Here is a 511-nt window from a genome sequence, read left to right as displayed (position 1 = left end):
AGCAGGAGAGCCGCCACCTACGGCAAAGCCACTGACTTGTTCGTTATCAAACGCCGTGTTTTGAGCATGAGAATGTTGAGCGTAGATTCCGTCCCAATTGGGTTCGATTCTTCGAATTCTTTCGTCCAATGGTGGGTGTGTCGCGAACAAACTAGAGAAACCGGACAATTTACTCTGTCCAAACATCATGTGGCTCATTTCATCACTGGCTTTCGTGTTTAAGGTAGAGCCTTGAACGTTGCTGCCAATCTTCTTTAACGCTCCCGCAATCCCTTGATCGTTGCGAGTGAACTGCACGGCACTGGCGTCAGCTAAAAACTCGCGTTGGCGCGAAATCGCTGCTTTGATCATATTGCCGAACAAGGTTCCTAACCAACCCAGCACCAAGCAGACAATCGCAATCAGTATGATGACAGCGAAGCCTTTGTTTGAATCAGAAGAACTGCGTGATACGTGACGAGTGCTGTTTGAGTTATCCAAGATCAGATGACCAAAATGAGCAATGCAGGTA

1 protein-coding gene is annotated in these 511 nt (G+C 47.7%); it reads right to left on the bottom strand.

What is annotated here, in order from left to right; genetic code table 11:
* Nucleotides 1-511, bottom strand: a 511-nt coding sequence (locus tag R7040_RS30130; protein WP_318098146.1) for a M48 family metalloprotease, incomplete at both ends; no start/stop codon positions are given.

The sequence above is a fragment of the Vibrio sp. 1069 genome (assembly GCF_033340555.1).
Note: the sequence above shows the minus strand (reverse complement) of the source record. Positions and strands in the feature narration are given on the sequence as shown.